This window comes from Clostridiales bacterium, from assembly GCA_017569285.1.
In the GTDB taxonomy this organism is placed as follows: domain Bacteria; phylum Bacillota; class Clostridia; order Christensenellales; family Aristaeellaceae; genus Aristaeella.
The window spans coordinates 2,962,161-2,987,307 of record CP069419.1; the positions used below are offsets into that span (position 1 = coordinate 2,962,161).

General features: G+C 59.6%; 27 protein-coding genes. 26 read left to right on the forward strand and 1 reads right to left on the reverse strand.

Annotation, left to right across the window (positions count from 1 at the left end):
* The first annotated feature begins 32 nt into the window (after window positions 1–32).
* The 17 genes from JNO48_13150 to JNO48_13230 all read left to right on the forward strand — a co-directional run bounded on the left by JNO48_13150 (window position 33) and on the right by JNO48_13230 (window position 16,747).
* Window positions 33–479 (forward strand): cytidine/deoxycytidylate deaminase family protein, encoded by a 447-nt coding sequence (locus tag JNO48_13150; GenBank protein QTE68117.1) that lies wholly within the window; start codon window positions 33–35, stop codon window positions 477–479.
* Between the two features lie 18 nt (window positions 480–497).
* Window positions 498–1,271: an ABC transporter substrate-binding protein gene (locus JNO48_13155; GenBank protein ID QTE68118.1), complete on the forward strand. Its 774-nt coding sequence runs from the start codon at window positions 498–500 to the stop codon at window positions 1,269–1,271.
* Between the two features lie 19 nt (window positions 1,272–1,290).
* Window positions 1,291–1,662, forward strand: coding sequence for a hypothetical protein (locus tag JNO48_13160; GenBank protein ID QTE69769.1), 372 nt, complete (start codon window positions 1,291–1,293; stop codon window positions 1,660–1,662).
* Between the two features lie 5 nt (window positions 1,663–1,667).
* Entirely contained in the window at window positions 1,668–2,096 is a 429-nt protein-coding gene (locus JNO48_13165) for an anti-sigma regulatory factor (GenBank protein QTE68119.1), read from the forward strand.
* Window positions 2,097–2,171: 75 nt separating this feature from the next.
* Complete coding sequence (locus JNO48_13170) at window positions 2,172–3,467, forward strand: 4Fe-4S dicluster domain-containing protein (protein ID QTE68120.1); 1,296 nt, start codon at window positions 2,172–2,174, stop codon at window positions 3,465–3,467.
* A 328-nt stretch (window positions 3,468–3,795) separates the two neighbouring features.
* Window positions 3,796–4,137 (forward strand): AraC family transcriptional regulator, encoded by a 342-nt coding sequence (locus JNO48_13175; GenBank protein QTE68121.1) that lies wholly within the window; start codon window positions 3,796–3,798, stop codon window positions 4,135–4,137.
* A 34-nt stretch (window positions 4,138–4,171) separates the two neighbouring features.
* Window positions 4,172–4,864, forward strand: a complete 693-nt coding sequence (locus tag JNO48_13180; GenBank protein ID QTE68122.1) for a PHP domain-containing protein — start codon at window positions 4,172–4,174, stop codon at window positions 4,862–4,864.
* 193 nt (window positions 4,865–5,057) lie between these two features.
* Window positions 5,058–5,528, forward strand: a complete 471-nt coding sequence (gene nuoE, locus JNO48_13185; protein ID QTE68123.1) for an NADH-quinone oxidoreductase subunit NuoE — start codon at window positions 5,058–5,060, stop codon at window positions 5,526–5,528.
* Complete coding sequence (locus tag JNO48_13190; GenBank protein ID QTE68124.1) at window positions 5,521–6,078, forward strand: sensor histidine kinase; 558 nt, start codon at window positions 5,521–5,523, stop codon at window positions 6,076–6,078. Before nuoE ends, JNO48_13190 begins: the two co-directional genes overlap by 8 nt.
* Entirely contained in the window at window positions 6,075–6,443 is a 369-nt protein-coding gene (locus JNO48_13195) for a (2Fe-2S) ferredoxin domain-containing protein (GenBank protein ID QTE68125.1), read from the forward strand. Before JNO48_13190 ends, JNO48_13195 begins: the two co-directional genes overlap by 4 nt.
* Window positions 6,444–6,470: 27 nt before the next feature.
* Window positions 6,471–8,267, forward strand: coding sequence for an NADH-quinone oxidoreductase subunit NuoF (gene nuoF, locus JNO48_13200; GenBank protein ID QTE68126.1), 1,797 nt, complete (start codon window positions 6,471–6,473; stop codon window positions 8,265–8,267).
* A gap of 23 nt (window positions 8,268–8,290) precedes the next feature.
* The gene (locus JNO48_13205) at window positions 8,291–10,039 is read left to right on the forward strand and encodes a [FeFe] hydrogenase, group A (protein QTE68127.1); all 1,749 of its coding nucleotides are present in this window, start codon (window positions 8,291–8,293) and stop codon (window positions 10,037–10,039) included.
* A 628-nt stretch (window positions 10,040–10,667) separates the two neighbouring features.
* Window positions 10,668–11,465: an FRG domain-containing protein gene (locus JNO48_13210; protein QTE68128.1), complete on the forward strand. Its 798-nt coding sequence runs from the start codon at window positions 10,668–10,670 to the stop codon at window positions 11,463–11,465.
* Window positions 11,466–11,486: 21 nt separating this feature from the next.
* Window positions 11,487–12,989, forward strand: a complete 1,503-nt coding sequence (locus JNO48_13215; protein QTE68129.1) for an LTA synthase family protein — start codon at window positions 11,487–11,489, stop codon at window positions 12,987–12,989.
* Between the two features lie 12 nt (window positions 12,990–13,001).
* Window positions 13,002–14,984, forward strand: coding sequence for a CotH kinase family protein (locus JNO48_13220; protein ID QTE68130.1), 1,983 nt, complete (start codon window positions 13,002–13,004; stop codon window positions 14,982–14,984).
* Between the two features lie 16 nt (window positions 14,985–15,000).
* A complete protein-coding gene (locus tag JNO48_13225) occupies window positions 15,001–15,657 on the forward strand; it encodes an HAD hydrolase-like protein (GenBank protein QTE69770.1) in 657 nt (218 codons plus the stop codon).
* 13 nt (window positions 15,658–15,670) lie between these two features.
* Window positions 15,671–16,747, forward strand: a complete 1,077-nt coding sequence (locus tag JNO48_13230; protein ID QTE68131.1) for a GDSL family lipase — start codon at window positions 15,671–15,673, stop codon at window positions 16,745–16,747.
* On the opposite strand, the gene miaA is transcribed toward JNO48_13230, so the two are convergent.
* Window positions 16,716–17,609 carry a tRNA (adenosine(37)-N6)-dimethylallyltransferase MiaA gene (gene miaA, locus JNO48_13235; protein QTE68132.1) on the reverse strand — a complete coding sequence of 298 codons (894 nt, stop codon included), beginning with the start codon at window positions 17,607–17,609 and terminating at the stop codon, window positions 16,716–16,718. The two genes, JNO48_13230 and miaA, sit on opposite strands and share 32 nt — an antisense overlap.
* Before the next feature lie 226 nt (window positions 17,610–17,835).
* Between miaA and JNO48_13240 the strand changes: the two genes are divergently transcribed.
* The 9 genes from JNO48_13240 (at window position 17,836) to JNO48_13280 (ending at window position 25,105) form a co-directional block, all read left to right on the forward strand.
* A complete protein-coding gene (locus JNO48_13240) occupies window positions 17,836–18,111 on the forward strand; it encodes an HU family DNA-binding protein (protein ID QTE68133.1) in 276 nt (91 codons plus the stop codon).
* A gap of 216 nt (window positions 18,112–18,327) precedes the next feature.
* Window positions 18,328–19,158, forward strand: coding sequence for a transglutaminase domain-containing protein (locus JNO48_13245; GenBank protein ID QTE68134.1), 831 nt, complete (start codon window positions 18,328–18,330; stop codon window positions 19,156–19,158).
* 39 nt (window positions 19,159–19,197) lie between these two features.
* Complete coding sequence (locus tag JNO48_13250) at window positions 19,198–20,265, forward strand: type II secretion system F family protein (GenBank protein QTE68135.1); 1,068 nt, start codon at window positions 19,198–19,200, stop codon at window positions 20,263–20,265.
* A 68-nt stretch (window positions 20,266–20,333) separates the two neighbouring features.
* Entirely contained in the window at window positions 20,334–20,645 is a 312-nt protein-coding gene (locus JNO48_13255; protein QTE68136.1) for a hypothetical protein, read from the forward strand.
* Window positions 20,642–21,160: a DUF4860 domain-containing protein gene (locus tag JNO48_13260; GenBank protein QTE68137.1), complete on the forward strand. Its 519-nt coding sequence runs from the start codon at window positions 20,642–20,644 to the stop codon at window positions 21,158–21,160. Before JNO48_13255 ends, JNO48_13260 begins: the two co-directional genes overlap by 4 nt.
* Window positions 21,157–21,567: a hypothetical protein gene (locus tag JNO48_13265; protein ID QTE68138.1), complete on the forward strand. Its 411-nt coding sequence runs from the start codon at window positions 21,157–21,159 to the stop codon at window positions 21,565–21,567. The genes JNO48_13260 and JNO48_13265 overlap by 4 nt, the downstream gene beginning before the upstream one ends.
* Window positions 21,564–22,010, forward strand: a complete 447-nt coding sequence (locus JNO48_13270) for a hypothetical protein (protein ID QTE68139.1) — start codon at window positions 21,564–21,566, stop codon at window positions 22,008–22,010. The genes JNO48_13265 and JNO48_13270 overlap by 4 nt, the downstream gene beginning before the upstream one ends.
* The gene (locus JNO48_13275; GenBank protein QTE68140.1) at window positions 22,004–23,071 is read left to right on the forward strand and encodes a PilT/PilU family type 4a pilus ATPase; all 1,068 of its coding nucleotides are present in this window, start codon (window positions 22,004–22,006) and stop codon (window positions 23,069–23,071) included. Before JNO48_13270 ends, JNO48_13275 begins: the two co-directional genes overlap by 7 nt.
* A gap of 414 nt (window positions 23,072–23,485) precedes the next feature.
* Window positions 23,486–25,105, forward strand: a complete 1,620-nt coding sequence (locus JNO48_13280; protein ID QTE68141.1) for a hypothetical protein — start codon at window positions 23,486–23,488, stop codon at window positions 25,103–25,105.
* Window positions 25,106–25,147 lie beyond the last annotated feature (42 nt).

Consider the following 25,147-nt stretch of genomic DNA (forward strand, 5'->3'; position numbering starts at 1 on the left):
TTCGCATACCTGAAAAAAGGCGGGATTACAGGATGGATAAATGGGATCAGCGGTTTATGGACATGGCGTTTACCATTGCCGGCTGGAGCAGCTGTTTCCGCGCGGGGCGGAGCATCGGCTGCGTGATCGTGAAGGATAAACGGATTATGACCACCGGGTACAACGGCGCGCCCGCGGGCATCAAAACCTGCCGCGAGAAGGGCGAGTGCCTGCGGGACAAGCTGGGGATTCCCAGCGGTACCCGGATGGAAACCTGCTACGCGGTGCATGCGGAGCAGAACGCGATTGTGCAGGCGGCCAAGCTGGGCGTGTCCATAGACGGGGCGACCCTGTACTGCACCCACCAGCCCTGCTCGATGTGCTGCAAGATGATCATCAACAGCGGCATCAACCGCGTGGTGTACAAGGAAGGATATCCGGACGCGTTTACGCTGGAGCTGTTTGCCGAGGCGGGCGTGAAGGTTGAAAAATTCGAATAAGGCCAAAGGAACGAGCGAATGAAGTATCATATTGACACAATCCCGGTATGGGACGCGATGAAACGGGACGGGGAGTGCCTGCTGTGCGCCCTGGAACGGAAGACGGAACTGGGCGAGGCGGAGCGCTACCTGGGCGCCTCCGTGATGGAGCCTGATATCCGGGTTCAGGTGAACAAGAAGGGATTCTGCCGGAAGCACCACGGGATGCTGTTCGGCATGAGCAACCGGCTGGGCCACGCGCTGATGCTGGAAAGCCACACGATTGAGACGCGGGAACGGATGGCAGCGACCTTCGCAAAGCTGAACAGCGCGGCGGAGCAGCTGCAGAACGTGAGCGCGATCGGCAAGCTGGGCGGGAAGGCCCGCGGGGCGGAAACCATCGTGATGGAGCAGGCGGCAGCGCTGCACGAGATGGCGGACAGCTGCCTGATGTGCGAGACGATTGAAGAGAACATGAACCGGTACCTGCACACCTTCTTCCACCTGTATAAGAACGATACGGATTTCCGCAACCGCTTCCAGAACAGCAAGGGCGTGTGCCTGCCGCACAGCGCACGGCTGCTGGAGACGGCCATCGGGGAGCTGAGCTCCCGCGAGCTGGCGGATTTCATCAAAGTGCTGACCAAGCTGCAGACGGAGAACATGGACCGGATGCAGGAGGATATTTCCTGGTTTATCAAAAAGTTTGACTACCGCTATGAGAAGGAAAGCTGGGGGAACAGCAAGGACGCGGTGGAACGGACCGTGAACAAGCTGCGCGGCTGGTCCGTCGGCAAGGAACCGAACGAGTAGAAAGAGGGAAAGCGGCATGATGACCATTCGGGAAGTCGTGAAAATTGTATCCGGCGAGGTACTCGTCGGGGAGGACCGGCTGGACGAGCGTGTGGACACGGCGTGCGGCTCCGACCTGATGAGCGACGTGCTTGCGTTTGTGAAGGAAAAGACGGTGCTGATTACCGGGCTGATCAATCCCCACGTGGTGCGGACCAGCGAAATGCTGGACATCACGTGCATTGTGTTCAGCCGGGGCAAGAAGCCCAGCGAGGAGATCCTGGACATGGCGGAGGAGGTCGGCATTACGGTGATATCCAGCCCGCTGACCACCTACACGGCCTGCGGCGAACTGTATACCCACGGTCTGCCCGGCACCAAGCCGAAGCAGAAACCCGCAGAGGAGGTGTAAGCGCGATGGCGGTCATTCTGGAAAAGAACTTTCCGGTGGAGGCCGGTGCGTTTACCACGGCCGGCGAGGCGTCGACCACGATCAAGCGGACACTGAAGCAGCTGGGCATCAGCGCGGAGGTGCTGCGGCATGTGTCGGTGGCGTGCTACGAGGTGGAGCTGAACCTGGTGATCCACAGCCTGGGCGGAACGCTGACCCTGCTGGTGGACCCGGACAACGTGACGCTGATTTCGAAGGACGTGGGCCCGGGAATCCCGGATATTGAGCAGGCGATGACGGAGGGCTTCTCCACGGCGAGCGCGGAGGCCCGGACACTGGGATTCGGCGCCGGCATGGGACTGCCGAACATGAAGCGGAACGCGACGGAATTCGACATCCAGAGCGAAGTGGGGGTTGGGACGACGATCACGATGAAGTTCGCGATTGCGACTTAATCCAGGCTTGCCTGTTATTTACCGATTGCAGAACGAGTGTTGAAGATATCTAACTGATGGAGGAAGCGGTTCATCATGGAACAGAAGCGATTCCACTCGGTGCGGCTGGAAGGCGACAAGTGCAGGGGATGCACGAACTGCCTGAAGCGCTGCCCGACGGAGGCGATCCGGGTCCGCGGGGGACGCGCGCACATCATCGATGAGCGCTGCATCGACTGCGGTGAATGCATCCGGGTGTGCGGATACCACGCGAAGGTCGCGGTGACGGACCCGCTGAGCGCGATCAGCCGGTTCAAATACAAGATTGCGCTGCCGGCTCCCAGCCTGTACGGCCAGTTCGCCAGCCTGAAAAGCATCTCCCAGGTGCTGAACGGGCTGAAGCAGATGGGCTTTGACGATGTGTTCGAGGTAGCCCGGGGCGCCGATGTGGTGAGCCGCGCCATCCGGGAACGGCTGAAGAACCCCGACATCCCGCGGCCGGTGATTTCATCCGCCTGCCCGGCGATTGTACGGCTGATCCAGGTACGTTTCCCGGACCTGCTGGACCATATTGTGGACGTGCGCCAGCCGATGGAGGTTGCCGCGATGATCGCGCGGCAGGAGTTCGTGCGGAAGAACGGCGTGAAGCCTGAAGAAGTGGGCTGCTTCTTTATCACCCCGTGCCCGGCCAAGGTGACGGCCATCAGGAACCCGATCGGGCATGACACGAGCGCGGTGGACGGCGCGATCTCCGTGCTGGAGATCTACGGGCTGCTGTCGAGCCAGATCCGGAATGCACCGGTGGACCTTACGCTGGAACAGGCGTCGGACCTGGGCGTCGGCTGGGCCCGGAGCGGCGGCGAATGCTATGCCGTGATGCCGGAGAACTCGATGGCGGTGGACGGCATCGAGAACTGCATCCGCGTGCTGGAGGAAATTGAGGATAACCGGCTGAAGGGCCTGGAATTCTTTGAGGGCGCGGCGTGCACCGGCGGGTGCGTCGGCGGACCATTGAACTTTGAGAACAACTATGTGGCGCGGGCCGGAATCGGGCGGCTGAGCACCCGGGATCCGAACGCGGACCTGAACGTGGACAGCGGCATGATGACGAAGTACAAGCTGTACGACGACAGGCGGATTATGCCGAACTCCGCGATGAAGCTGGACGATGACCTGATGGAAGCGGCCCGGAAGATGGAGCAGATTGAGAAGATCTACAAGGAGCTGCCGGGGTTTGACTGCGGCAGCTGCGGAAGCCCCACATGCCGGACGTTTGCGGAGGATATTGTGCAGGGGGATGCAACGAAGATGGATTGCATCCATAAGATGAAAGAACAATTGCGCGTTATGGCGCAGCAGATGGTGGATCTGGCGCAGACCACAAGAGAATAGTTTGATCTATGCGGCTTTCAGGTCGCACCGCAGCCTCAATCGTCGCGACTCCGCACTGCGGAGATCGCTCGTTTCGGCTGAGACTGCCGCCGACGAGACTTCCGCCACTGGCGGTCGTCGCCGGCAGTCCCCTACACCCCTTCTCCGTGCTGTTACTTGGTTCGTGCGTGAGAAGGCTCGCACGGAGACGGGGATTAAATGCTGGTGGGGCTGCGCCCCACGGCCCTGCTCAAGGATCAGGGTTGAGTGAAACAGCGTAATTGATTCGTTTTGCCAGGAACAAAGGATACGGATTACGGTAAGTTTGGAATAATGGAGGACAGGACCAATGACCGTTAAGGAAATGATTGAACTGATTGAGGCGGAGAATATGACGCCGGAGACGGATGTGAACGCGGAGGTTTCCTGCGGGTACACATGCGACCTGCTGAGCTGGGTGATGGCCCATGGCGCGGCGGGGATGGCCTGGGTGACGGTGCAGACGCACATGAACGTGATCGCTGTGGCGAGCCTGATGGAGATGGCGGCGGTGATCATTCCCGAAGGCATCCAGATGGAGCAGCCCTCGCTGGAAAAGGCGAAGGACGAAGGGATCACCGTGCTGCAGACAAAGCTGACGGCGTATGAGATCTGCGCGCGGCTGGCAGCGGCCGGACTTGCGGGTAAATAATTGTTATTTATTGAGATGAGGGGAGGAATGACATATGTTTGCGGATCTTCATATGCATTCCTGCCTGAGTCCGTGCGCGGATGACGACATGACGCCGGCGAACATCTGCGGGATGGCGTATATCAAGGGCCTGCAGGCGATTGCGGTGACGGATCACAACACGGGGCGGAACCTGCCCTATGTGAAGGAAGCGGCGGACCATTACGGGCTGATTTTCCTGCCCGGGATGGAGATTACCACGAAGGAGGAAGTGCACCTGCTGGGGTACTTCAAAGACGTGGAAACGGCGGTGGAGGTCGGGGAGATCTTCAGCAGCCACCTGCCGCCGATGAAGAACAAGCCGGACTTCTTCGGGAACCAGCTGGTGATGAACACCGATGACGAGGTGGTGGACATCGAGGACCGGCTGCTGATCGGCGCGACGGACCTGGACCTGGAAGAGTGCACGCGGATTATCCGGGAGCATGGGGGCGCGGCGGTGCCGGCGCACATCAACCGCGGGCACGGGCTGCTGACCAACCTGGGTTTATTTCCGGCGGAGCCGGAATTCCCGGTGGTCGAGGTGCGGAACGAACTGGACGTGAACGATAAGCTGATCGGGAACCGGCGGCGGCTGCAGTCCTCCGACGCGCACCACCTGGGAGACATCCTGGAGGCGGTATATGACCTGCCGGCGGAGCGGTTCTCGCTGGGCGGGCTGTTCGACTACGTGAGCGGAAAGGCGTAACGGCGCGAAGCGTTGGCGGAAAAGGGCTTGGGTTAGCATTAGCTAACCCAAAAACCTTGTAAAGGCTAAGAAAAAAGGCTTTTCAAAGGGTCCAAATTATGGTACTATTTATAGTCGGAATACGGCGGGTTTCTGTCTGCCTTCAGACAGGGATCCGTTTGAGAGATTACAGTTCAAGGAGGTCAAGGACGGTATGCCTGACAACAAGGAAAAGTACGCAAAGTTGCAGGAGGTTATTGAAAAGCGCAAAGGCGAACGCGGCGCTGTGATGCCCTGCCTGCAGGAGGCCATGAACATCTTCGGCTATGTGCCCCAGGATGTTCAGGAGATGATCGCGGATGGACTGGGCGTGACCCTGTCCGAAGTCTACGGTGTTTCCACCTTCTATTCCCAGTTTTCCCTGAAACCCAAGGGAGAGCACGTTATCGGCGTATGCCTGGGCACCGCCTGCTACGTAAAAGGCAGCCAGAAGATTATCGATAAGCTCTCTGAAGAACTGAAGATTCAGCCCGGCGACACCACGGATGACGGAAAGTTCACGCTGAACGCCACCCGCTGCCTGGGCGCCTGCGGCCTGGCCCCGGTTATGATGATCGGTGAAGAGGTTTACGGCCGTCTGACACCCGACCAGGTGCCTGCCATCCTGGACAAGTACCGTGCGTGACCTGAGCCTGCATCTGCTGGATCTGGCCCAGAACAGCATCACCGCCGGGGCCGACCTGGTTACGGTGCGGCTGACGCTGGCGGACAACGGCATGCTGACGATGGAACTGGAGGATGACGGCAAGGGCATGAGCCCCGAGCTGCTCGCACGGGTGACGAGCCCCTTCGCGACGACGAGGACGACCCGCAAGGTCGGCCTGGGCATTCCGATGATGAAGGAGAACGCCGAAAAAGCCGGCGGAACCTTCACCCTGGAAAGCACGGAAGGGAAGGGCACGAAGCTGACCGCGAGCATGGATACGGGCAACATTGACTGCCTGCCTCCGGGAGACATCAGCGGCACGCTGCTGAGCCTGATGCTGACGAATCCCATGCATCCCGATTTCCGGTTTGAAGGCAAAAGCCCGAAGGGCGAAGGCGCCTTCGACACCCGGGAGGTACGGGCGGTACTGGGGAGTGATATCCCATTCAATGAGCCCTCCGTAGCCGCATGGCTGAAGGAGGCGCTGGACGAGGAAATGAATTCAATCTTTGGAGGTGTATTGATATGAAGTCTTTGGCAGATCTGGAAGCCATCCGCGCCAGAACACTGGAAAACATCAACATGCGCAAGGATGAAAACGCGGCCCGCGTTGTCATCGGTATGGCCACCTGCGGTATCGCCGCCGGCGCCCGTCCCGTGATGCTCGCTTTCATGGACGAAATCCAGAAGCGGAACCTGCAGCATGTGACCGTGAGCCAGACCGGCTGCATCGGCATGTGCCGCTATGAGCCCATGCTGGACGTGATCCTGCCCGGGCAGGAAAAGGTAACCTACATCCACGTGACCCCCGAAATGGTACCGCGGATCGTAACCGAGCACATCGTTAACGGCCGTCCGGTGGAAGAATACACCATCGGCGCCGCGAAAGACTAATCAACGACAAAGAGGAGGAACACCCAGATGGAGCTTTATCGTTCTCATGTGCTGGTCTGCGGCGGTACCGGCTGTTCTTCATCCGGCTCTGCGAAGCTGATTGAACGCTTTGAGGAGCAGCTGAAGGAGAAGGGCCTTGACAAGGAAGTCAAGGTGGTCCGCACGGGCTGCTTCGGACTGTGCGAAGCGGGTCCCGTTGTTATCGTTTATCCCGAAGGAACGTTCTACAGCCGCGTCAAGGTTGAAGACGTGGACGAGATCGTTGCCGAGCACCTGCTGAAGGGCCGCCGGGTACAGCGCCTGGTGTATGTGGATCACAAGACCCACGAGTCCACCGTGCAGAAGAGCCTGAGCGAAATCGGGTTCTACAAGCAGCAGATGCGCGTTGCGCTGCGGAACTGCGGTGTGATCGATCCCGAGAACATCGATGAATATATCGCGTTTGACGGTTACAAGGCGCTGGCCAAGGCGCTGACCGAGATGACCCCTGACCAGGTCATCCAGGAGATCCTGGATTCCGGCCTGCGGGGCCGCGGCGGCGCGGGCTTCCCGACCGGCAAGAAGTGGCAGTTCGCGAAGGCCAGCCAGGCTGAGCACAAGTACTTCGTCTGCAACGCGGACGAAGGCGACCCCGGCGCCTTCATGGACCGCTCCCTGCTGGAGGGCGACCCCCACGCGATCCTCGAAGCCATGGCCATCGGCGGCTACGCCATCGGCGCGGACGAAGGCTGGATCTACGTCCGTGCGGAGTACCCGATCGCCGTGAAGCGGCTGGAGAAGGCCATCGAGCAGGCGCATGAATACGGCCTGCTGGGCGAGAACATCTTCGGCACCGGCTTCAACTTCGACATCCACATCCGCCTGGGCGCCGGCGCGTTCGTGTGCGGCGAGGAAACCGCTCTGATGGCCTCCATCGAAGGCAAGCGCGGTGAGCCCCGGCCGAAGCCCCCGTTCCCGGCGGTGAAGGGCCTGTTCGAGAGCCCCACCAACATCAACAACGTGGAAACCCTGGGCAACGTGGCCCAGATCATCCTGAAGGGTGCCGACTGGTTCAAGAGCATCGGTACCGAACGCTCCACCGGTACGAAGGTATTCGCGCTGGGCGGCAAGATCAACAACACCGGTCTGGTGGAAGTGCCCATGGGTATTCCGCTGCGGACCATCATCGAGGACATCGGCGGCGGCTGCCCGAACGGCAAGAAGTTCAAGGCCGTGCAGACCGGCGGTCCTTCCGGCGGATGTATCCCGGCCGCGCTGCTGGATACCCCCGTGGAATATGACACCCTGACCGCCATCGGCGCCATGATGGGTTCCGGCGGTATGATCGTCATGGATGAAGACAACTGTATGGTGGACATCGCCCGGTTCTTCCTCGACTTCACGGTCGACGAGAGCTGCGGCAAGTGCACCCCCTGCCGCATCGGTACCCGCCGCATGCTGGAGATCCTCGAGCGGATCACCCAGGGCAAGGGCGAGGAAGGCGACATCGAGAAGCTGCAGACGCTGGCTGAGAACATCAAGAGCAGCGCGCTGTGCGGCCTGGGCCAGACGGCTCCGAACCCCGTGCTTTCCACCATCAAGTACTTCCGCGATGAGTATGAGGCGCACATCAAGGAGAAGCGGTGCCCGGCGCATCACTGCCAGGCCCTGCTGAACTACGAGATCACCGACGCCTGCCGCGGCTGCACGGCCTGCGCGCGCAAGTGCCCCGTGAACGCCATCAGCGGCAACGTCAAGGAACGCCACGTGATCGATACCAGCAAGTGCATCAAGTGCGGCAACTGCATGGCGACATGTAAGTTCGGCGCTATCATCAAGAACTAATCGCGCGAGGAGGAAACAACACAATGGAAAATCTCGTTAAGCTTACGATTGACGGCGTCAGTGTTGAAGTTCCGGCCGGCACGACGGTTCTGGAAGCCGCCAAGAAGGCGGGGATCAACATCCCCACGCTGTGCTACCTGAAGGACATCAACCAGATCGGCGCCTGCCGTATGTGTATCGTGGACACCGGCGCCCGCGCTTTTGGCGCGGCCTGCGTGCTGCCCGTTTCCAACGGCATGAACGTCAAGACCAATACGCCCAAGATCCGGGAAGCCCGCCGGGTGAACCTGGAGCTGCTGCTCTCCAACCACGACAAGAAGTGCCTGGAGTGCCCCCGCAACCAGAAGTGCGAACTGCAGCAGATGTGCAACGACCTGGGCGTTGACGACGTGGATAAGTACAAGGGCAAGATGAACCAGTACGACATCGACGACCTGAGCCCGTCCATCGTCCGCGACAACAACAAGTGCATCCTGTGCCGCCGCTGCGTCGCCGCCTGCAACAAGACCCAGGCTGTCGGCGTGATCGGCCCCATGGGCCGCGGCTTCAAGACCCAGATCCGTTCCGCATGGGACCAGCCGCTGAACGACGTGGCCTGCATCAACTGCGGCCAGTGTATCGCGGCCTGCCCGACCGGCGCCCTGTATGAAAAGGACTCCACGAAGGCGGTCTGGGACCTGCTGAGCGACACCACCAAGCATGTGGTGGTGCAGCCCGCTCCCGCCGTGCGCGCCGCGCTGGGCGAGGAATTCGGCATCCCGATGGGCACCGCTGTGACCGGCAAGATGGCCGCCGCGCTGCGCCGCCTGGGATTCGAAAAGGTGTTCGACACCGACTGGGCTGCTGACCTGACCATCATGGAAGAAGGCACCGAGTTCATCGGCCGGCTGAAGAATGGCGGCGTGCTGCCCCTGATCACCAGCTGCTCTCCCGGATGGATCAAGTTCTGCGAAACCTACTATCCGGACTTCATCCCGAACCTGTCCAGCTGCAAGAGCCCCCACGAAATGGAAGGCGCCATGATCAAGAGCTACTGGGCACAGAAGGAAGGCATCGATCCCAAGGATATCCGCGTGGTCTCCGTGATGCCCTGCACCGCGAAGAAGTTCGAAGCCAAGCGGCCTGAGCTGGGCCACGACGGCATGCAGGACGTGGACGAAGTCATCACCACCCGCGAGCTGGCCAAGATGATCAAGGAAGCGGGCATCGACTTCGCGAACCTGCCGGATGAAGACTTTGATCCCATGCTGGGCGAAAGCTCCGGCGCCGGCGTCATCTTCGGCGCGACCGGCGGTGTTATGGAAGCTGCCCTGCGTACCGTGTACGAAGTTGTGACCGGCAAGACCCTGGACAAGGTGGACTTCACCGCGGTCCGCGGTATTGAAGGCGTGAAGGAAGCGACCATCAAGGTCGGCGACCTGGACGTGAACGTGGCCGTTGCCCACGGCACCGCGAACGCCGCCAAGCTGCTGGACAGCGTGAAGAACGGCGAGAAGACCTACCACTTCATCGAGATCATGGGATGCCCCGGCGGCTGCGTAACCGGCGGCGGTCAGCCCTTCGTCTCCGCCCAGAAGCGGATGGAATGCGATCCCAAGGTGCTGCGTGCCCAGGCACTGTACACCGAAGACGCGAACAAGCCTGTTCGGAAGAGCCACGAGAACGCCTCTATCAACGTACTGTACAAGGAGTTCCTGGGCGAGCCCAACAGCCACAAGGCGCACGAGCTGCTGCACACCACGTATGTGAAGCGGCCGAAGTACACCAAGTAATCAAAAGCAAAGGCAGGCATTCCCTGAAAAGGGGATGCCTGCTTTTTGTTTGCCATTCATACTATTCATTTTTTTCTTCGCCTCAACCTGGGGAATAAACGTTCGCTCAATCGTCGTACAGATGCCTTGGAGCGGCGTCTGTACTCGTTTCGCGCTAACAAACTCGAGTCGCTTGCCTTCGGCACTCCCCACTGGGGAGTCGCTTCTCTCGTTTGCATTCCGGACACGCTCTCGCTGTGTTTCGCACGCAGCAGATTCTAAGCTCTGTCTTCGCCTTCGGTTCGCCAATCGCTAAGCATCGGCGTGCAAACGTTCGCTCAATCGTCGCTGCTCGCGCTTGGAGCGCGCTCGCCGCTCGTTTCGCGCTAACAAACTCGAGTCGCTTCTGCATTGCAGACAGCCCACCGGGCTGACGCTTCTCTCGTTTGCTTAACGTCCCTGAACGAAACACACCGGGCTTCCGCTCGCCACTTTTATCGGCAATTTGCGAGTGAAGAGTAAAGAGAAGATGTGACAGTAGGACTGTCCCTCTGTCACATGTTTGTGCAGATACTCTATTTATGATAAAATATATTGGTTAGAATGTCGGATGAAACAGGGTGTATGAACCGTTATTTTGGAGGGAAATATGATTCAGGAAATCCGGATTGAGAAAGTGGAAGACCTGATGCCCATGCTGAGCGAGCAGGAGTACCGGCCGGAGCTGGGACGGAATCGGAGCGGATACCTGTACCGGGGAATGCCGAACTCCACCTATAAGATGCGGACGAGCCTGAGCCGCTGCTGCAAGGACAAGCAGAAGATGCTGGAACCGGCGATCCTGAATAATTTTGCGAAGTACGCGATTGAGGACGATCCGACGGTGGCGCAGAGCGTGTGGAACCGGATGATTACCGGGCAGCACAACGGCCTTCCGACCCGGCTGCTGGACTGGAGCCACAGCGCACTGGTGGCGCTGCACTTTGCCACGACGGAGGAGAACCTGAACTCGATGACCACCCATGACTGCGTGGTGTGGCGGATTGACATGTATGAGCTGATCGCCCACCTGCCGGAGAAATACCGGCTGGCGGTGGGAAGGGAACAGAGCACGCTGTTCAGCGTGGAGATGTTGAACGGGCTGGCGCCGACGCTGGAACAGTATGATGAGGACATGGGCGACCATTCCATGGTGATTATTGAGCCGCCGAGCACCAACGAGCGGATTATTACCCAGTATTCCTTCTTCAGTGTGATTCCGACGGGAATGGACATTGAGAAGTTCCTGGATGAGCGGACGGAGAAGACCGTGAAATACGTGATTGACAAAAACCTGCGGTGGCGGGTGCGGGATATGCTGGATTCGCTGAACATTTCCGAGCGGCTGTTCTTCCCCGGGCTGGACGGGCTGAGCAAATGGATTGCCCGGCATTACTACGTGAAATAAGGAGACGGCGGAAGAAACGGTATGAAGCGGAGAATCCTGACAGCGCTGGCAGCGGTATGCTTTATTCTCGGCGTGCTGATCCTGGTCCTGACGGACTGGTATACGGGAAAATTCAATACAAGCTTTGCGGGGCTGCTGTTTACGCTGATGACGCCGGTGAAGGGCGTGGGCGGCGGATTCTGGCAGGACCTGTGCGCAGCTATCCTGCCGAAGGTGATTCCGGCGGCAGTGGTTTACCTGTTGCTGCTGGGCTGGTTCCGGGGGCACATCGCGTATGAAGCGGTGAAAAAGCACGCGGCGTTCCTGGAGAAGACGGAACGGATCCGGACGTTGACCGGAAAGCTGCTGGTGGCGCTGGGATTCCTGACGCTGGCAGCGGCACTGGTTTTCTGCTGGGTGAAGCTGAATGTGAGCGATTACCTGCGGACGCGGAATGCGCAGACACGGATTTACGAAGAGCAGTATGTGGACCCGAACACCGTGGCGGTGACGGCGCCGGCGGAGAAGCCGAACGTGATCTGGCTGGTGCTGGAGAGCATGGAGACGACGTACGCCTCAAGGGAAGAGGGCGGAATCCAGGACGCGAACTACATGCCGAACCTGACCCGGCTGGCGAAGGAGAACATCTCCTTTTCGAACACGGAGAAGCTGGGCGGGCTGCACACGACGAACAACACGAACTGGACCATGGCGGCGCTGTTTGCCGGGACCAGCGGACTGCCCTTCGGCTTCCCGGTGGACCAGAACAGCATGAACAAATACACGGAGTTCGCGCCGGACATTGCGGCGATGGGCGACATCCTGAAGCGGGACGGATACGTGAACGAATTCCTGTGCGGCAGCGACGCGGCATACGGCGGGCGGGCGCTATACTTCCGGGACCACGGGGCATACGAAATCTACGACCTGTTCAGGGCCCGGGAAAACGGGGATATCCCGAAGGATTACTACGTTTTCTGGGGATTTGAGGACCGGCACCTGTTCCGCATCGCGAAGCAGGAGCTGACGCGGCTGTACGAGGCCGGGGAGCCCTTCAACCTGACGATGCTGACGGTGGACGCGCATCACCTGGGCGGGTACACCTGCGAGGAATGCGGGAACGAGTATCCGGAGCGGACGGCGAACGTGATCGCCTGCACGGACCGGCAGGTGGGCGAATTCATTGAATGGTGCCAGGCACAGCCGTTCTACGGCAATACGGTGATCGTGATCACGGGGGACCACCCCCGGATGGACACCTTCCTGACGGAGGGTGTGGACTACCAGGACCGGACGATCTACAACTGCTTCCTGAACGCGCGGAAGGCGCCGGAGGGCGGCACGGAGAACCGGACCGCGGTGATGATGGACCTGTATCCCACGATGCTGGGCGCGATGGGGTATACGATTGAGGGAAACCGGCTGGGGCTGGGGACCGACCTGTTCTCCGGGGAGAAAACCCTGGCGGAAGAAATGGGATACGAAGAACTGAACGAAGAGGTTTCGAAGTATTCGGAATACTTTGTGACCCACTTCGCGAGATAACAGGGAGAAGGTATGAAACGAAGGATCCTGATACTGGCCGCGATGTGCGCGGTGCTCCTGCTGCTGGCCGGGACGGCCGGGGCGGACGTGACCATCAGCGAGGTGATGGCGAGCAACGGCACATATGAAAACGGCGAGGCATACGACTGGGTGGAGCTGCACAACGACGGGAACAAGGCCGTGGACATCGGCGGATGGTACCTGAGCGACAGCAAGAAAAACCCGATGAAATGGGCGTTCCCGAAGGGCGCGAAGATCAAGGCCGGCGGATACGTAACGGTGTTCTGCACGGGCGAAGAGGTGCAGAACGCGGGCAAGGGAAGCGTGTTCTACACGGACTGGGCGATTTCGTCCTCCGGGGAGACGCTGATCCTTTCCGACGCGGAAGGCACAGAGCTGGACCGGGTGAAGATGCCGGAGCAGTACGGCAACGTATCCTGGGGACGGCCGGCGGGCGGCGGGGAAGCCGGCTTTTTTGAAACGGCGACCCGCGGCGCGAAGAACGCGAAGGAAGCATATGGCGGACGGACCGGGACGCCCCGGATTATGACGCCCGGCGGATTCTACACGGACAGCGTGGTGGTGTACGCCTCCGAAGAGGGCGGCACGACGCTGCGCTACACCACGGACGGAGAGACGCCCACCGCGAAGAGCAAGCAGTTTCCGACGGAAGGCCTGCTGCTGAAAAAGACCACGCCGCTGCGGGTGAAGGCGTTCCGGGAGGGGGAGGTTTCCTCCGAAACGGTGAGCGCGACGTATTTCATCAACGACGACCCGATGACGCCGGTGGTGAGCCTGATTACCGACGACAAATACCTGTTCAATAAGAAAACCGGGATGCTGGTGAAGGGCACCGGGAGCACGCCGAACTACTCCAAGGGATTCGAGTATCCGGTACATATTGAGTACTTCAACGGGAAAGGCGCGCAGGAGATCAGCCAGAACGGCACGATGACCGTATCCGGCCATAGCGCGCGGATCAACGCCCAGAAGAGCATTGCCCTGTACGCCCGGAAATCCTGGGGCGCAGCGACGTTCGCGTTCAATCCCTTCCCGACGCGGGACTACACGGAATACAAGAGCCTGCTGCTGCGGGCGGCGAACAGCGACGCCTACGCGACGCGTGTGCGGGACATCGTGGCCAGCTCGCTGGCAGAGGGGCAGGGCATCCTGTACCAGGACCATGTGGTGATCCAGGTGTACATCAACGGCGAATACTGGGGCCACTACAACCTGCGGGAGAAGATCAACAAGCACTTTATCGCGGCCTATGAGGGCGTGACGGAAGAAGCCCAGGTGGACGCGATTGACATCCTGGCACGGACGGGGACGGACCAGTTCCTGCAGAACGGGGACAACACCGACTGGCTGGCACTGTGCGACTACTGCAAAAAGCAGGACCTGAACGACCCGGAGAAGCTCACGTATGTGGAAGAGCGGCTGGACATCGACAACATGTTTACGCACGCGGCATTCGAGATTATCCTGGGGAACGTGGACTTCACGAACGTGCGGGTATACCGCGTGCCGGGCGGGAAGTGGAAGTACCTGCTGTTTGACGTGGAGGCCTGCTGGCGGAACCTGGACAAGACGCCGATTGAATACTACATCAAGCCGCTGAACGCCAAGATCCAGGGATTCCGGCACGAGCCGCTGAACGCGCTGCTGAAGGTGCCGGAGATGAAGGAGCGGTTCCTGCGGCGGGTGAGCGAGCTGCTCAGCACGGTGTTCCGGTGGGACAACGTGGAGAAGACGTTCGACGGCATCCTGGCGCAGGTGGAGCCGATCCTGCCGCGGCATATCGCCCGGTGGAAGAACATGAAGCTGGGCAACTGGCAGACGAACATCAAGGCGACGAAGTATTACGCGCGCGTGCGGCCGAAGGAAATTCCCGGCATGCTGAAGGACGCGATGAAGCTGACGGGCGATGAGATGGAGGAATACTTCGGCGAGACGCTGCGGCTGCTGGAGGAAACGAACAAAAAGCCGGAATGAGGGGGATGGACCCATGCTGAAATACCCGTGCCTGGTGCTGGACCACGACGATACGACGGTGAACTCTACCGCCACGGTACACTATCCCTGCTTTGTGGAGTACATGGCGAAGTATTTTCCCAATGTGCACCTGACGCTGGAGGAGTATTTCAACTACAATTTCGACCCCGGCGTGATCGACATGTTCACGAAGATCTGCGGGATGACGTGGGACCAGATGATGGACGAGGAGAAGTACTGGAAGGCCTATGCCTCCACCCACGTGCCGAAGGCTTACCCGGGCATCCGGGAGATTATGGAAGAGCAGAAAAAACGGGGCGGAAGGGTGTGCGTGGTGAGCCACTCCTTCCGGGAGAATATCCTGCGGGATTACCGCGAGAACGGCCTGCCGGAGCCGGACCTGGTGTACGGATGGGAATGCCCGCCGGAGCAGCGCAAACCCGCCGTATGGCCCCTGGAACAGATTATGGCGAAGTGGGGCTACCAGCCCGGAGAACTGCTGGTGGTGGACGACCTGAAGCCGGGATATGACATGGCGAAGGCCGCGGGCGTACCCTTTGCCGCCGCCGGATGGGCCAACGACATCGAAAAGATTGAACAGTTTATGCGGAAGAACTGCGGGCTGTACTTCAAGACCGTGGAAGGGCTGCGGAAATACCTGTTTGAAGACTGAGGGGGACGGAAGGATGAAACAGCAGATTGCCGGGAAGACGGTGCGCGTGCTCGGCCGGACGGCGGAGGACGGGGGCATGCTGTGGCTGATGTCCTCCCTGAGCGAGGCGGGCTTTACCGTGAGCGGCGCCGCGGAAGTGAAGCTGGTGCTGAAGGCGGACGACACGGTGAGTGATCCCGCGCGGCTGGACCTGCGGCCGCGGTACGCCGTGCACGTGGACGGAAAACGGATCCGGGACACCCGGATGGAACAGGACGAGGAGACCCTGACCGTACTGGCGGACGCGGCGAAGGGCACGCACACGGTGCGGCTGGTGAAGCTGAGCGAATGCACGCAGAGCCTGATGGCCCTGAAGGAAATCATCACGGACGGGACGGTGGAGCCGCTGGACGAGGCGGGAAGCCGGATTGAGTTTATCGGGGACTCCATTACCTGCGGATACGGGGTGGAGGAGAACGACCCGGAAAAGGGCTTTACCACCGCGACGGAAAACGCGGAGAAAAGCTATGCCGCGATTGTTTCGGACCGGCTGGGGATGGACCGGGCGCTGGCCAGCTTCAGCGGGCACGGCATCGTGAGCGGATACACGGGGGACCCGGCGGTGCGGAACGGATCGGAGCTGGTGCCGCCGTACTACGAAAAGGCCGGGCGGAACGGATATAAGCTGCCCTCCGGACGGGAAGCGGAGGAGATTCCGTGGGACTTCAGCCGGTTCCGGCCGGACGTGATTGTGATCAACCTGGGGACGAACGACCTGAGCTGGTGCGCGGGGCGCCCGGAGCGGTGCGCCGAATACCGGAAGGGATACGCGGATTTCCTGAAGACGGTGCGGAAGGACAACCCGGAGGCGGAGATCCTGTGCATCCTGGGCGTGATGGGCGAAGGCCTGAACGACAGCATGGAAGCCGCGGTGCGTGACTACAAGGCGGAAACGGGAGACGAAAAAATCCGCTCCCTGACCCTGCGGGAGCAGGACGGGAAGCGGAACGGATACGGGGCCAACTACCACCCCAGCGAACAGACGCAGCGGGAGCTGGCCGATATTGTAACGGAGGCGGTCAGGCCTCTGTGCCCAGGAATTCAGAAATGAGTTCGGAGGCCCGGGAAACCGGGTCTTCTTTCATATCCAGCCAGATGATGCGCGGATCCCGGCGGAACCAGGTCATCTGGCGCTTGGCAAAGCGCTTGATGGCGCTGCCGAGTTCTTCGACCATCTGCTCATAGCCGATCTTTCCGGTGAGGTACCAGGTGAGGTATTTATACTCGAGGCCCAGCTTGATGAGGAATTCCTCGCTGACGCCGTCATCCAGCATGGACTTCACTTCATCCACCATGCCCTGCTGCAGGCGGCGCTCCAGGCGCTCGTCGATCCGCTGCTTGAGGATTTCCCGGGGCCAGGTGACGCCGAGCTTGAGCAGGGAATAACGCGGGGATTTGGTACCGGGGGCCGCATCGCCGGCGGCCAGCTTTTCCAGCAGGCGCATGACGCGGTGGCGGTTCTTCGGATCCACGTCCGTATCCGGCAGCTTTTCCTTCAGCATATCGTAGAGCTCCGGGGTGGAATAGGTTTCCAGCTCCGCCCGGAGGGCCAGGTCCGTCGCCTTGTCGGTGAGGACGTAGCCGTCGGCCACGGAATCCACATAGAGTCCGGTGCCGCCGACGAGGAAGGGCACATTCCCGCGGGCAATGATGCCATCGATGGCTTCATATGCAAGGCGCTGGAAATCCGCCATGGAGAAGAACTCCCCGGGCTTGCGGACGTTGAGCAGGTGATGGGGGACGCCGTGCATCTCCTCCGGCGTGATTTTGCCGGAACCGAGATCCAGCCGCTCGAAAACCTGGCGGGAGTCGGCGGAGACGATTTCCCCCCCGAAACGGGAGGCAAGCTCCACCCCGAGCGCACTCTTTCCGGAGGCGTTCGTTCCCTCAATGACAATCAGCTTCGGCAGCATGGCCGCATCCCTCCAAACCCAAAGGATTCCGTACACAGGGCATCTTACCACAGGATGGGCGGCGGCACAAACCCAAATCCGCCGAAAACGGCCGTAAGGGATGTGAAAACGAGGCTAAAAATGCCCCAAAATGCCGGAAAACCGCCGTTTCAGCGAAAAAAAGCTTGACAGAAAAAACGGTTGGGATATACTGAGAAGGCAAAATAATGCAAGGAGGGTTCCCTGAATGAATAAAGGTGAACTGATCGCTGCCCTGGCAGCCAAGACCGAAATGACCAAGAAAGAATCCGAAGCAGCCCTGAACGGCGTTCTCGACGTGATCGCTGAGAGCCTGGCCAAGGGTGACAAAGTGCAGCTGATCGGCTTTGGCACTTTCGAAGCGAAGAGCCGTCCTGCCCGCGTGGCCCGCAACCCCCGCACCGGCGCTGCCGTGAAAATCGCTGCCTGCAAGGCTCCCGCCTTCAAGGCCGGCAAAGCTCTGAAGGATGCTGTGAACAAGTAATTCCTGCTTCCTTAAAAGCCCGAGGCAATCTGCCCCGGGCTTTTTGCATGCCCGGAATGCGGACGGGAAGGCGCAGCACAGGCCGGAAACAGGGCTGCGGCACGGAGCGGCGGGAAGATTTTTAGTTACATCAGGGCTGAAAAACAGTTGCAAACGATGAGGGTTTATGATATATTTACGGTAACTGTTGACGGTTTCACAAGGGGGAAATAAGGTATGTTTGCAGGTAAACACGGCAAACTGGTTGTGGGCATTTTTGCCATGCTGGTGCTCGTTGTGTGTACCTTTGTTTTTTCCCTTTCTGAAATCCTGATGCCCGTCGCTTCCGGCAAAAAAGTATTAAAGGCAGACAAACTGACCGTGGACGCAAGCAATGCGGACCAGGGTTATATTATGGTTAAGGGCCCAAAGACCAAAACCAGAATGAAGGTAACCGTTGAGATCACCGGAACGAAGCTGCAGTATGACATCAACGGCGAGGGCGAATACGAAGTGTTCCCGCTGCAGCTGGGACGGACGAACTACACGGTGAGCCTCTGGCGGCAGGTGGAAGGAAAGAAATACGGCAAGATCGGCCAGGTGAAGGTCGCGGCCAAGATGGAGGACGAGCTGAGCTGCTTCCTCTATCCGAACCAGTACGTGAATTACAAAAAGGATTCACCGTGCGTGAAGGAAGCCGCCGAGATCTGCAAGGGCCTGGAAACCGATAAAGAGAAGTTTGAGACGATCCGGAAATATGTTGTCAAGAATTTCCAGTACGACTATATCAAGAGCGTTACCGTGGCCGGCTCTTCCGGCATGCTCCCGGACATCGAGGGCTGCTGGAAAGGCAAGAAGGGGATCTGCCAGGACCTGTCCGCCATGGCCTGCGCCATGATGCGGACCCAGGGAATCCCCGCGCGGCTGGTGATCGGCACGCTGGGATCCGGCACGCCGCACGCGTGGGTGCTTGCACACGTGGACGGGGAGGAAATCTTCTTCGACCCGACGGCCGAACTGAACGCCAGCAACAAATCAGACAGCTATTCCGCCCTGCGGTGGTATTAAGAACCGCCTGAACAACGGCAAAAGATGGAGGGAAGACCAATGGCAACCGGAGGCAAAAAGAAAGGCAGAATCATGTCCTCTGAAGAGCTGAGCAGCTTCTGCGACCAGATCGCGCTGATGCTGAGCTCCGGCATGACGCTCCGCGACGGCATCGAGATGCTGGCGGAAGACGAAATGAAGGACAAGAGCCTGAAACACCGTCCGTATACCAACCTGTACAAGACAGTGGACGAGACGGGCTCCCTGTACGTTGCCCTGAAGGAAAACGAGGAAGACTGGCCGAGCTACATGATTGAAATGGTGGACATCGGTGAACAGACCGGCCGCCTGGAAGACATTATGCTGAGCCTGTCCACCTACTACCAGCGCGAAGGCCGGATCCGGTCCGCCGCGGTGAGCGCGATTACGTACCCGCTGGTGCTGGGCGTGATGCTGGTGGTCATCATCGGCATCCTGCTGTGGCGCGTGCTGCCGATCTTCCGCCGCGTGCTGGCGTCCCTGGGCGTCGGCTCTTCCAGCAGCGGATCCGTGCTGATGCAGATCGGCACCTGGGTCGGCTGGGGCGTACTGATCCTGATCGGCCTGGTGGTGCTGGCCGCCATCGTGATCGCCATCCTGCTGAAGACCAAAGCCCGCAGCGGCGTGCTGAAGTTCCTGAAGAACCTGTTCCCGCCGGTGCGCAAGCTGACCGAGAAGCTTTCCGCCTCCCGCGTTGCCGGCATCCTGAGCCTGATGCTCTCCAGCGGCTTCCCGATGGAGAACGCGCTGCAGATGGCACCGGCCGCCCTGGCGGACCAGGAATCCATCGACAAGGTGGCGCAGATCCGCAAGGACATGCAGGACGGGGATACCTTCTCCGACGCGCTGTCCAAGAGCGGGCTGTTCGCGGACTTCCATAACCGCATGCTGAAGGTCGGCGCGGCTTCCGGCCATGAACCCCAGGTGATGGGCAAGATCGCCGAGATCTATGAAGAGCAGGTGGAAGACGGACTGGATCACCTGATCTCCATTGTGGAACCCACGCTGGTGGCCCTGCTGTGCGTCGTGATCGGCGCGATCCTGCTGAGCGTGATGCTGCCGATGGCCGGCGTGCTGAGCGCCATGTAAGAACTCCCGGCATGAGCCGGACGAAACCCCTTGAAGAATGAAGTTTTTCCCGGAAAGGAGCGGACGAGATGAGCATCAGTAAAAAAGACATCGGAGCGATCCTCATTTTCGTCGTTCTGATCATCGCTTTCATATTCCTCGTGAACACGATCACCACCCGGGGCGACGGGCGCGAGCTGGACATCGTCCGCGACGCCGTGAAGAACGCCGCCCTGACCTGCTATGCCGTGGAAGGCATGTATCCCGACGATATCCAGTACCTGCGGGACCATTACAACCTGTCCTTCAACGAGGACAAGTACGTGGTGTATTACGAACCGTTCGCATCGAACGTGATTCCCGCCATCAAGGTTGTGGAAAGGGGGGCGACTGACCTGTGAGCAAACGCGCAGCCCGTTCCCCGAAGATGATCCAGAATGTGTTCGTCCTGCTGCTGCTTTCCGTTTTCGCGATCCTGAGCACATTCCTGGTGACCGTCGGCGCCCAGCTTTACCGCAACACGGTGGACAGCGCTGAAAAGAACAACAATACCCGCATCATGACCGCGGTGGTCCGCAGCGCCATCTGGGCAGAGGACGGCGGCCAGGTGGAAGTGGAGCCCCTGAAATACAGCATTGAGGAAGGCCCGAGCGGCGAACTGACCGCCCTGACCATCCTGCACGAATACGACGGCGAAGTATTCGTGAAGCGCCTGTATGCCTACGATGGCTGGCTGCGGGAGAGCTTTACGGAAAAGGAAATGGAATTCAACCCGGAATACGGCGAGGAGCTGTGCGAGATCGCCCGGTTTGAGCCGGAAATCGACGGCAAAACGCTGACGGTGGCGCTGGAGACCAAGGACCACCAGGAGAGCACCGTGAAGATGGTGCTGCGCGCGGGAGGTGCTGTGAAATGAAACAGAGAAGCCGCGCGAATGCCCTGCTGATTGAGCTGGTGCTGGTAATCTTCTTCTTCATGCTCGGATCCACCGTGCTGGTGCGCCTGTTTGCGGATGCCCGGCACCGGACGATCCAGGCGCGGGCCACGAACGTCTCCATGGCCGCGGCCCAGAATGTGGCCGAAGAGCTGTACGGCGCCGAGAATCCGGAAGGATGGCTGGCCGCGAACGGATTTGCCGCCGCGGAAAACGCCGAAAAGACCTGGACGCTGGCGGATGAGGAGTACACCCTGTATGTGACCGAGACCAGCGAGGAGACGAAGGGCGGAACGCTCCGCACATTCACCGTTTCCTCCTTTGGCGACGGGAAGCAGCTGTTTACCCTGCCCTCCACAAGGTACCTGCCGAAGGAGGTGAGCCCGTGAACAAGCGCAAAGTAGCCCTGGGACCGGGTGCCGCGTCCCTGATCCTGATCGTTGTGGTGCTTTCGCTGGCGATGCTGGCGATGCTGATGCAGATCAGCTCCCGCAACGACCTGAGCCTGGCCTCCCGCAGCGCCGAGATGACTGCCCGTGTGTACGACCTGAACGCCGACGCGGAGCGCAAGCTGGCCTTCCTGGATGAGGTCCTGATTGAGTGCCGGAAAGAGATTAAAACCGGCGATATGCAGGCTTACCTGAACCTGCTGGCCGAAAAGCTGCCGGCCGGGTATGACCTGCTGGATGATGAGGTCACCTGGATGGACCCGCTTGAAAACCGAATTATGACCTGTACCGTGAAGATTTTACCGCCTGCCGAGAAAGAAAGAACCGAATGGGTCGCCCACAAGCTTGTGGTGGAAGAACCGGAGGATGATTGGGAATGGTAGGAGTTCTTGACGATATCCTGAGAAAGGCACTTGAGTACAAGGGATCCGACGTGTTTATCGTGCCGGGCGCCCAGATCATGACCAAAGCAAGCGGAAAGATGATTCCGATCACTGAGGACCGGGCTTTCCCGGCGGATATCGCGACGCTGGTGGCCCGGGCCTACGAGCTGGCCGGACGCACCCGCGAGACGATGGACGCAGAAGGCGATGACGACTTTTCCTTCGCCGTGCGCGATCTTTCCCGTTTCCGCTGCAATACCTACCGGCAGCGGGGGTCCCTGGCCATGACCTGCCGCGTGGTGGCGTTCGGCGTGCCGAACCCCATCGACCGGCATATTCCGGACGTGGTGATGCGGCTGGCGGACCTCCGCAGCGGCATGATCCTCGTAACCGGACCGGCCGGAAGCGGCAAGAGCACCACGCTGGCCTGCATGGTGGACAAGATCAACCAGACGCGGGACGGACATATCATTACTATTGAAGACCCGATTGAATACCTGCACCCGCACAAGAAATGCATTGTGAGCCAGCGCGAAGTGCCCGGGGATGCCTCCAGTTTCGCCCGCGCACTGCGTGCCGCGCTGCGCCAGGCGCCGGACGTAATCATGCTCGGTGAAATGCGCGATATCGAAACGATTTCCACCGCCATCACCGCCGCGGAAACCGGACACCTGCTGCTGTCCTCCCTGCACACGCTGGGCGCCGCGAAGACGATCGACCGCGTGATCGACGCGTTCCCGGCCAACCAGCAGAACCAGATCCGGGCCCAGCTGTCCATGGTGCTGCGCGCTGTGGTCTCCCAGCGCCTGATCCTGACAAAGGACGGCACGCTGTACCCCGTGTTCGAGGTGATGCGCGTGAATCCGGCCATCCAGAACCTGATCCGCGAGGGCAAGACCCACCAGATCGACAACGCGATCTTCGGCGGCGGCGAGGACATGCTGTCCATGGATACCGAGCTGGCCCGCCTGGTAAAGGACGGAAAGATCGAAAAGGAAGCTGCCACCCTGATGGCCATCCACCCCGAAACGGTGGAGCGCCAGGCGAGGTTTATGCGGTAAAAAGCATAAAACAGGCAAGAGTCTGCATGCACAGACGCCCGAAAGGGCGTCTTTTTTCATATATGTGCAAAAAGAAATATCATAGGTTACATACAAATGTATTAAAACATGCACGCTGCGTGACACAGACAAAGTGTTACCGTAATAAAATCGCAATAAATAGAAACGATCTTCCATATTCAAAGCCGAACAGAAAATGGCGAAAAACCGCGGGAAAACAACAACTACATATTGAAATAAGGATGGAAAAGTGATATTTTGTATGAGCGGAATTATGTAATAAATTCAGCAAACGGAGATGCAACTAAATAAACACAAAAATGGCATGTAACCCAACCCGGTGATTTGGGGAATGGAGAGCCCCGAAACCGGAAGATTCATACATTTTCAGTGAAACATGGAGGCCTGAAAAGAATGAACGCGAAGATCCGTACCCTGTCTGCCATCCTGCTGACCGCCTGCATGCTGGTATCCGGCATGCCTTTTGCCGCTTTCGCGGAAAAAGAACCGGCCACGCCGACGGACCTGGCGCCCCTGGAAGAAGTGGCCCAGGCGGAGACCGGCACAGGGGAGAACGAAGAAACCCCGGACGGAGAGACCCCGGCCGGTGAACAGGTGAATCCGGAGGAACCGGCGGGAGAAGAACCGACCGGTGAGGGCCAGACCGAAGAAGAGCCGGAAGAAGAAACTGAGGTCCGGCTGCCGGAGCTGCCATTCGGTCCCACAGGAACCCGCGGAACCCTGAAAGCCGGAGAAGCGTTTGAGATCGTCCTGCGGCCCGAATACAGCCAGAATATCCTGGTGACCCTGACGCTGATTCCAAAGGCCGGGAATGCCCCGGACGCCGCGAACGTCCGGATGGCGCTGAACGGGGAGAAAAAGAACCCGGTCCGAATTGAGAACGAAGACCCGGAAAGCAAAGAGCTTAATTTGCAGTTCGGCACCTATGCCGCACAGGGCAGCGAGTACATCCTGTCGATTACCTCCCCGGCGGACGCGGACTTTATCCTGACCGCCGTGAAGCGGCCGGAAGCAGCGCCGGAAGAAACCGAAGATGAAGTCACCGGCAAAGAAGAAACGGACGACGCAGAAGAGACCAAAGTCGAAACAGGCGATGAAGACGCCGAAAAGCCTGCAAATGAAGCAGGAAACGAAGTAACAGCGGATCCCGAACCGGACGGAAAGACGGAAGAACCCGCTGATGAACCGGAAACCCCTGCGGCTGAGACAGGGACCAATACCGAAGAAGAAACCAAAACCGAAGAACCGGCGGAAAACGCAGAGCAGCCCGCGAACGGAGAAGAAAATGCGTCCGCTGAGCCGGTAACCGCTGAAGAGGCGGAAACACCCAAGGCGGAACCGGTCAAGAACGAACCCGCCACACCGACCGACCTGGCCCCGGCAGGAGAAACCCAGAGCCAGCCGGCAAACGGAAGCGCAAAGACAGAGAACAAGAAAGAAACGAAGGAAAAGAAAACAGAAGACAAAGAGACCCGGCCGCCGGCCGAAGAGCTGCTGGCGCTCGGGTATTACGGCAGCCAGGTGGCGATGACCACCGGCGCGGACATTTTCGAAAGCACGGAGGAAGGCGCGGAACCGGCGGCCCACCTGGAGCCGGGTACAGAGCTTTGGCTCCGGCAGACCGGGGATGAAGCGTGGGCGGAAATCTACCGCACAGACGAAAAGGCCCGGATCCGGTATATCCGCTGGGACGACGTGATTATTACCCTGAAGCCCGAACCCGAAGGAGAAGAAGAGGAAGAAGAACCCCTGCCGGCGAGGAGCGTAAATATCACATCCACGATTACCGGAATGCAGTTTATTCCGATCGGAGCCGAGATCACCATGACAGCGGAGCTGGTCAATTTCCGCGAGGACGATATCTGTACATACCAGTGGCAGTACCTGGACAAGGAGACGGAGACCTATATCGATATCGACGGCGCGAATGAACTGACCTACAGCTACCGGGTGACCCGGGAGAATTTCTACAATACATGGCGTCTTGTTGTTCTTATTGCGAATGCCGGATAACCGGTGAAAAGTGGAGAATGCAGTAAGAACGAGGGGGAAAAC

Excerpts from the sequence above, each read along its gene's own strand:
- JNO48_13150 (QTE68117.1), top strand. The coding sequence starts at position 33 with ATGGATAAATGGGATCAGCGGTTTATGGACATGGCGTTTACCATTGCC.
- JNO48_13155 (QTE68118.1), top strand. The coding sequence starts at position 498 with ATGAAGTATCATATTGACACAATCCCGGTATGGGACGCGATGAAACGG.
- JNO48_13160 (QTE69769.1), top strand. The coding sequence starts at position 1,291 with ATGACCATTCGGGAAGTCGTGAAAATTGTATCCGGCGAGGTACTCGTC.
- JNO48_13165 (QTE68119.1), top strand. The coding sequence starts at position 1,668 with ATGGCGGTCATTCTGGAAAAGAACTTTCCGGTGGAGGCCGGTGCGTTT.
- JNO48_13170 (QTE68120.1), top strand. The coding sequence starts at position 2,172 with ATGGAACAGAAGCGATTCCACTCGGTGCGGCTGGAAGGCGACAAGTGC.
- JNO48_13175 (QTE68121.1), top strand. The coding sequence starts at position 3,796 with ATGACCGTTAAGGAAATGATTGAACTGATTGAGGCGGAGAATATGACG.
- JNO48_13180 (QTE68122.1), top strand. The coding sequence starts at position 4,172 with ATGTTTGCGGATCTTCATATGCATTCCTGCCTGAGTCCGTGCGCGGAT.
- nuoE (QTE68123.1), top strand. The coding sequence starts at position 5,058 with ATGCCTGACAACAAGGAAAAGTACGCAAAGTTGCAGGAGGTTATTGAA.
- JNO48_13195 (QTE68125.1), top strand. The coding sequence starts at position 6,075 with ATGAAGTCTTTGGCAGATCTGGAAGCCATCCGCGCCAGAACACTGGAA.
- nuoF (QTE68126.1), top strand. The coding sequence starts at position 6,471 with ATGGAGCTTTATCGTTCTCATGTGCTGGTCTGCGGCGGTACCGGCTGT.
- JNO48_13205 (QTE68127.1), top strand. The coding sequence starts at position 8,291 with ATGGAAAATCTCGTTAAGCTTACGATTGACGGCGTCAGTGTTGAAGTT.
- JNO48_13210 (QTE68128.1), top strand. The coding sequence starts at position 10,668 with ATGATTCAGGAAATCCGGATTGAGAAAGTGGAAGACCTGATGCCCATG.
- JNO48_13215 (QTE68129.1), top strand. The coding sequence starts at position 11,487 with ATGAAGCGGAGAATCCTGACAGCGCTGGCAGCGGTATGCTTTATTCTC.
- JNO48_13220 (QTE68130.1), top strand. The coding sequence starts at position 13,002 with ATGAAACGAAGGATCCTGATACTGGCCGCGATGTGCGCGGTGCTCCTG.
- JNO48_13230 (QTE68131.1), top strand. The coding sequence starts at position 15,671 with ATGAAACAGCAGATTGCCGGGAAGACGGTGCGCGTGCTCGGCCGGACG.
- miaA (QTE68132.1), bottom strand. The coding sequence starts at position 17,609 with ATGCTGCCGAAGCTGATTGTCATTGAGGGAACGAACGCCTCCGGAAAG.
- JNO48_13240 (QTE68133.1), top strand. The coding sequence starts at position 17,836 with ATGAATAAAGGTGAACTGATCGCTGCCCTGGCAGCCAAGACCGAAATG.
- JNO48_13245 (QTE68134.1), top strand. The coding sequence starts at position 18,328 with ATGTTTGCAGGTAAACACGGCAAACTGGTTGTGGGCATTTTTGCCATG.
- JNO48_13250 (QTE68135.1), top strand. The coding sequence starts at position 19,198 with ATGGCAACCGGAGGCAAAAAGAAAGGCAGAATCATGTCCTCTGAAGAG.
- JNO48_13255 (QTE68136.1), top strand. The coding sequence starts at position 20,334 with ATGAGCATCAGTAAAAAAGACATCGGAGCGATCCTCATTTTCGTCGTT.
- JNO48_13265 (QTE68138.1), top strand. The coding sequence starts at position 21,157 with ATGAAACAGAGAAGCCGCGCGAATGCCCTGCTGATTGAGCTGGTGCTG.
- JNO48_13275 (QTE68140.1), top strand. The coding sequence starts at position 22,004 with ATGGTAGGAGTTCTTGACGATATCCTGAGAAAGGCACTTGAGTACAAG.
- JNO48_13280 (QTE68141.1), top strand. The coding sequence starts at position 23,486 with ATGAACGCGAAGATCCGTACCCTGTCTGCCATCCTGCTGACCGCCTGC.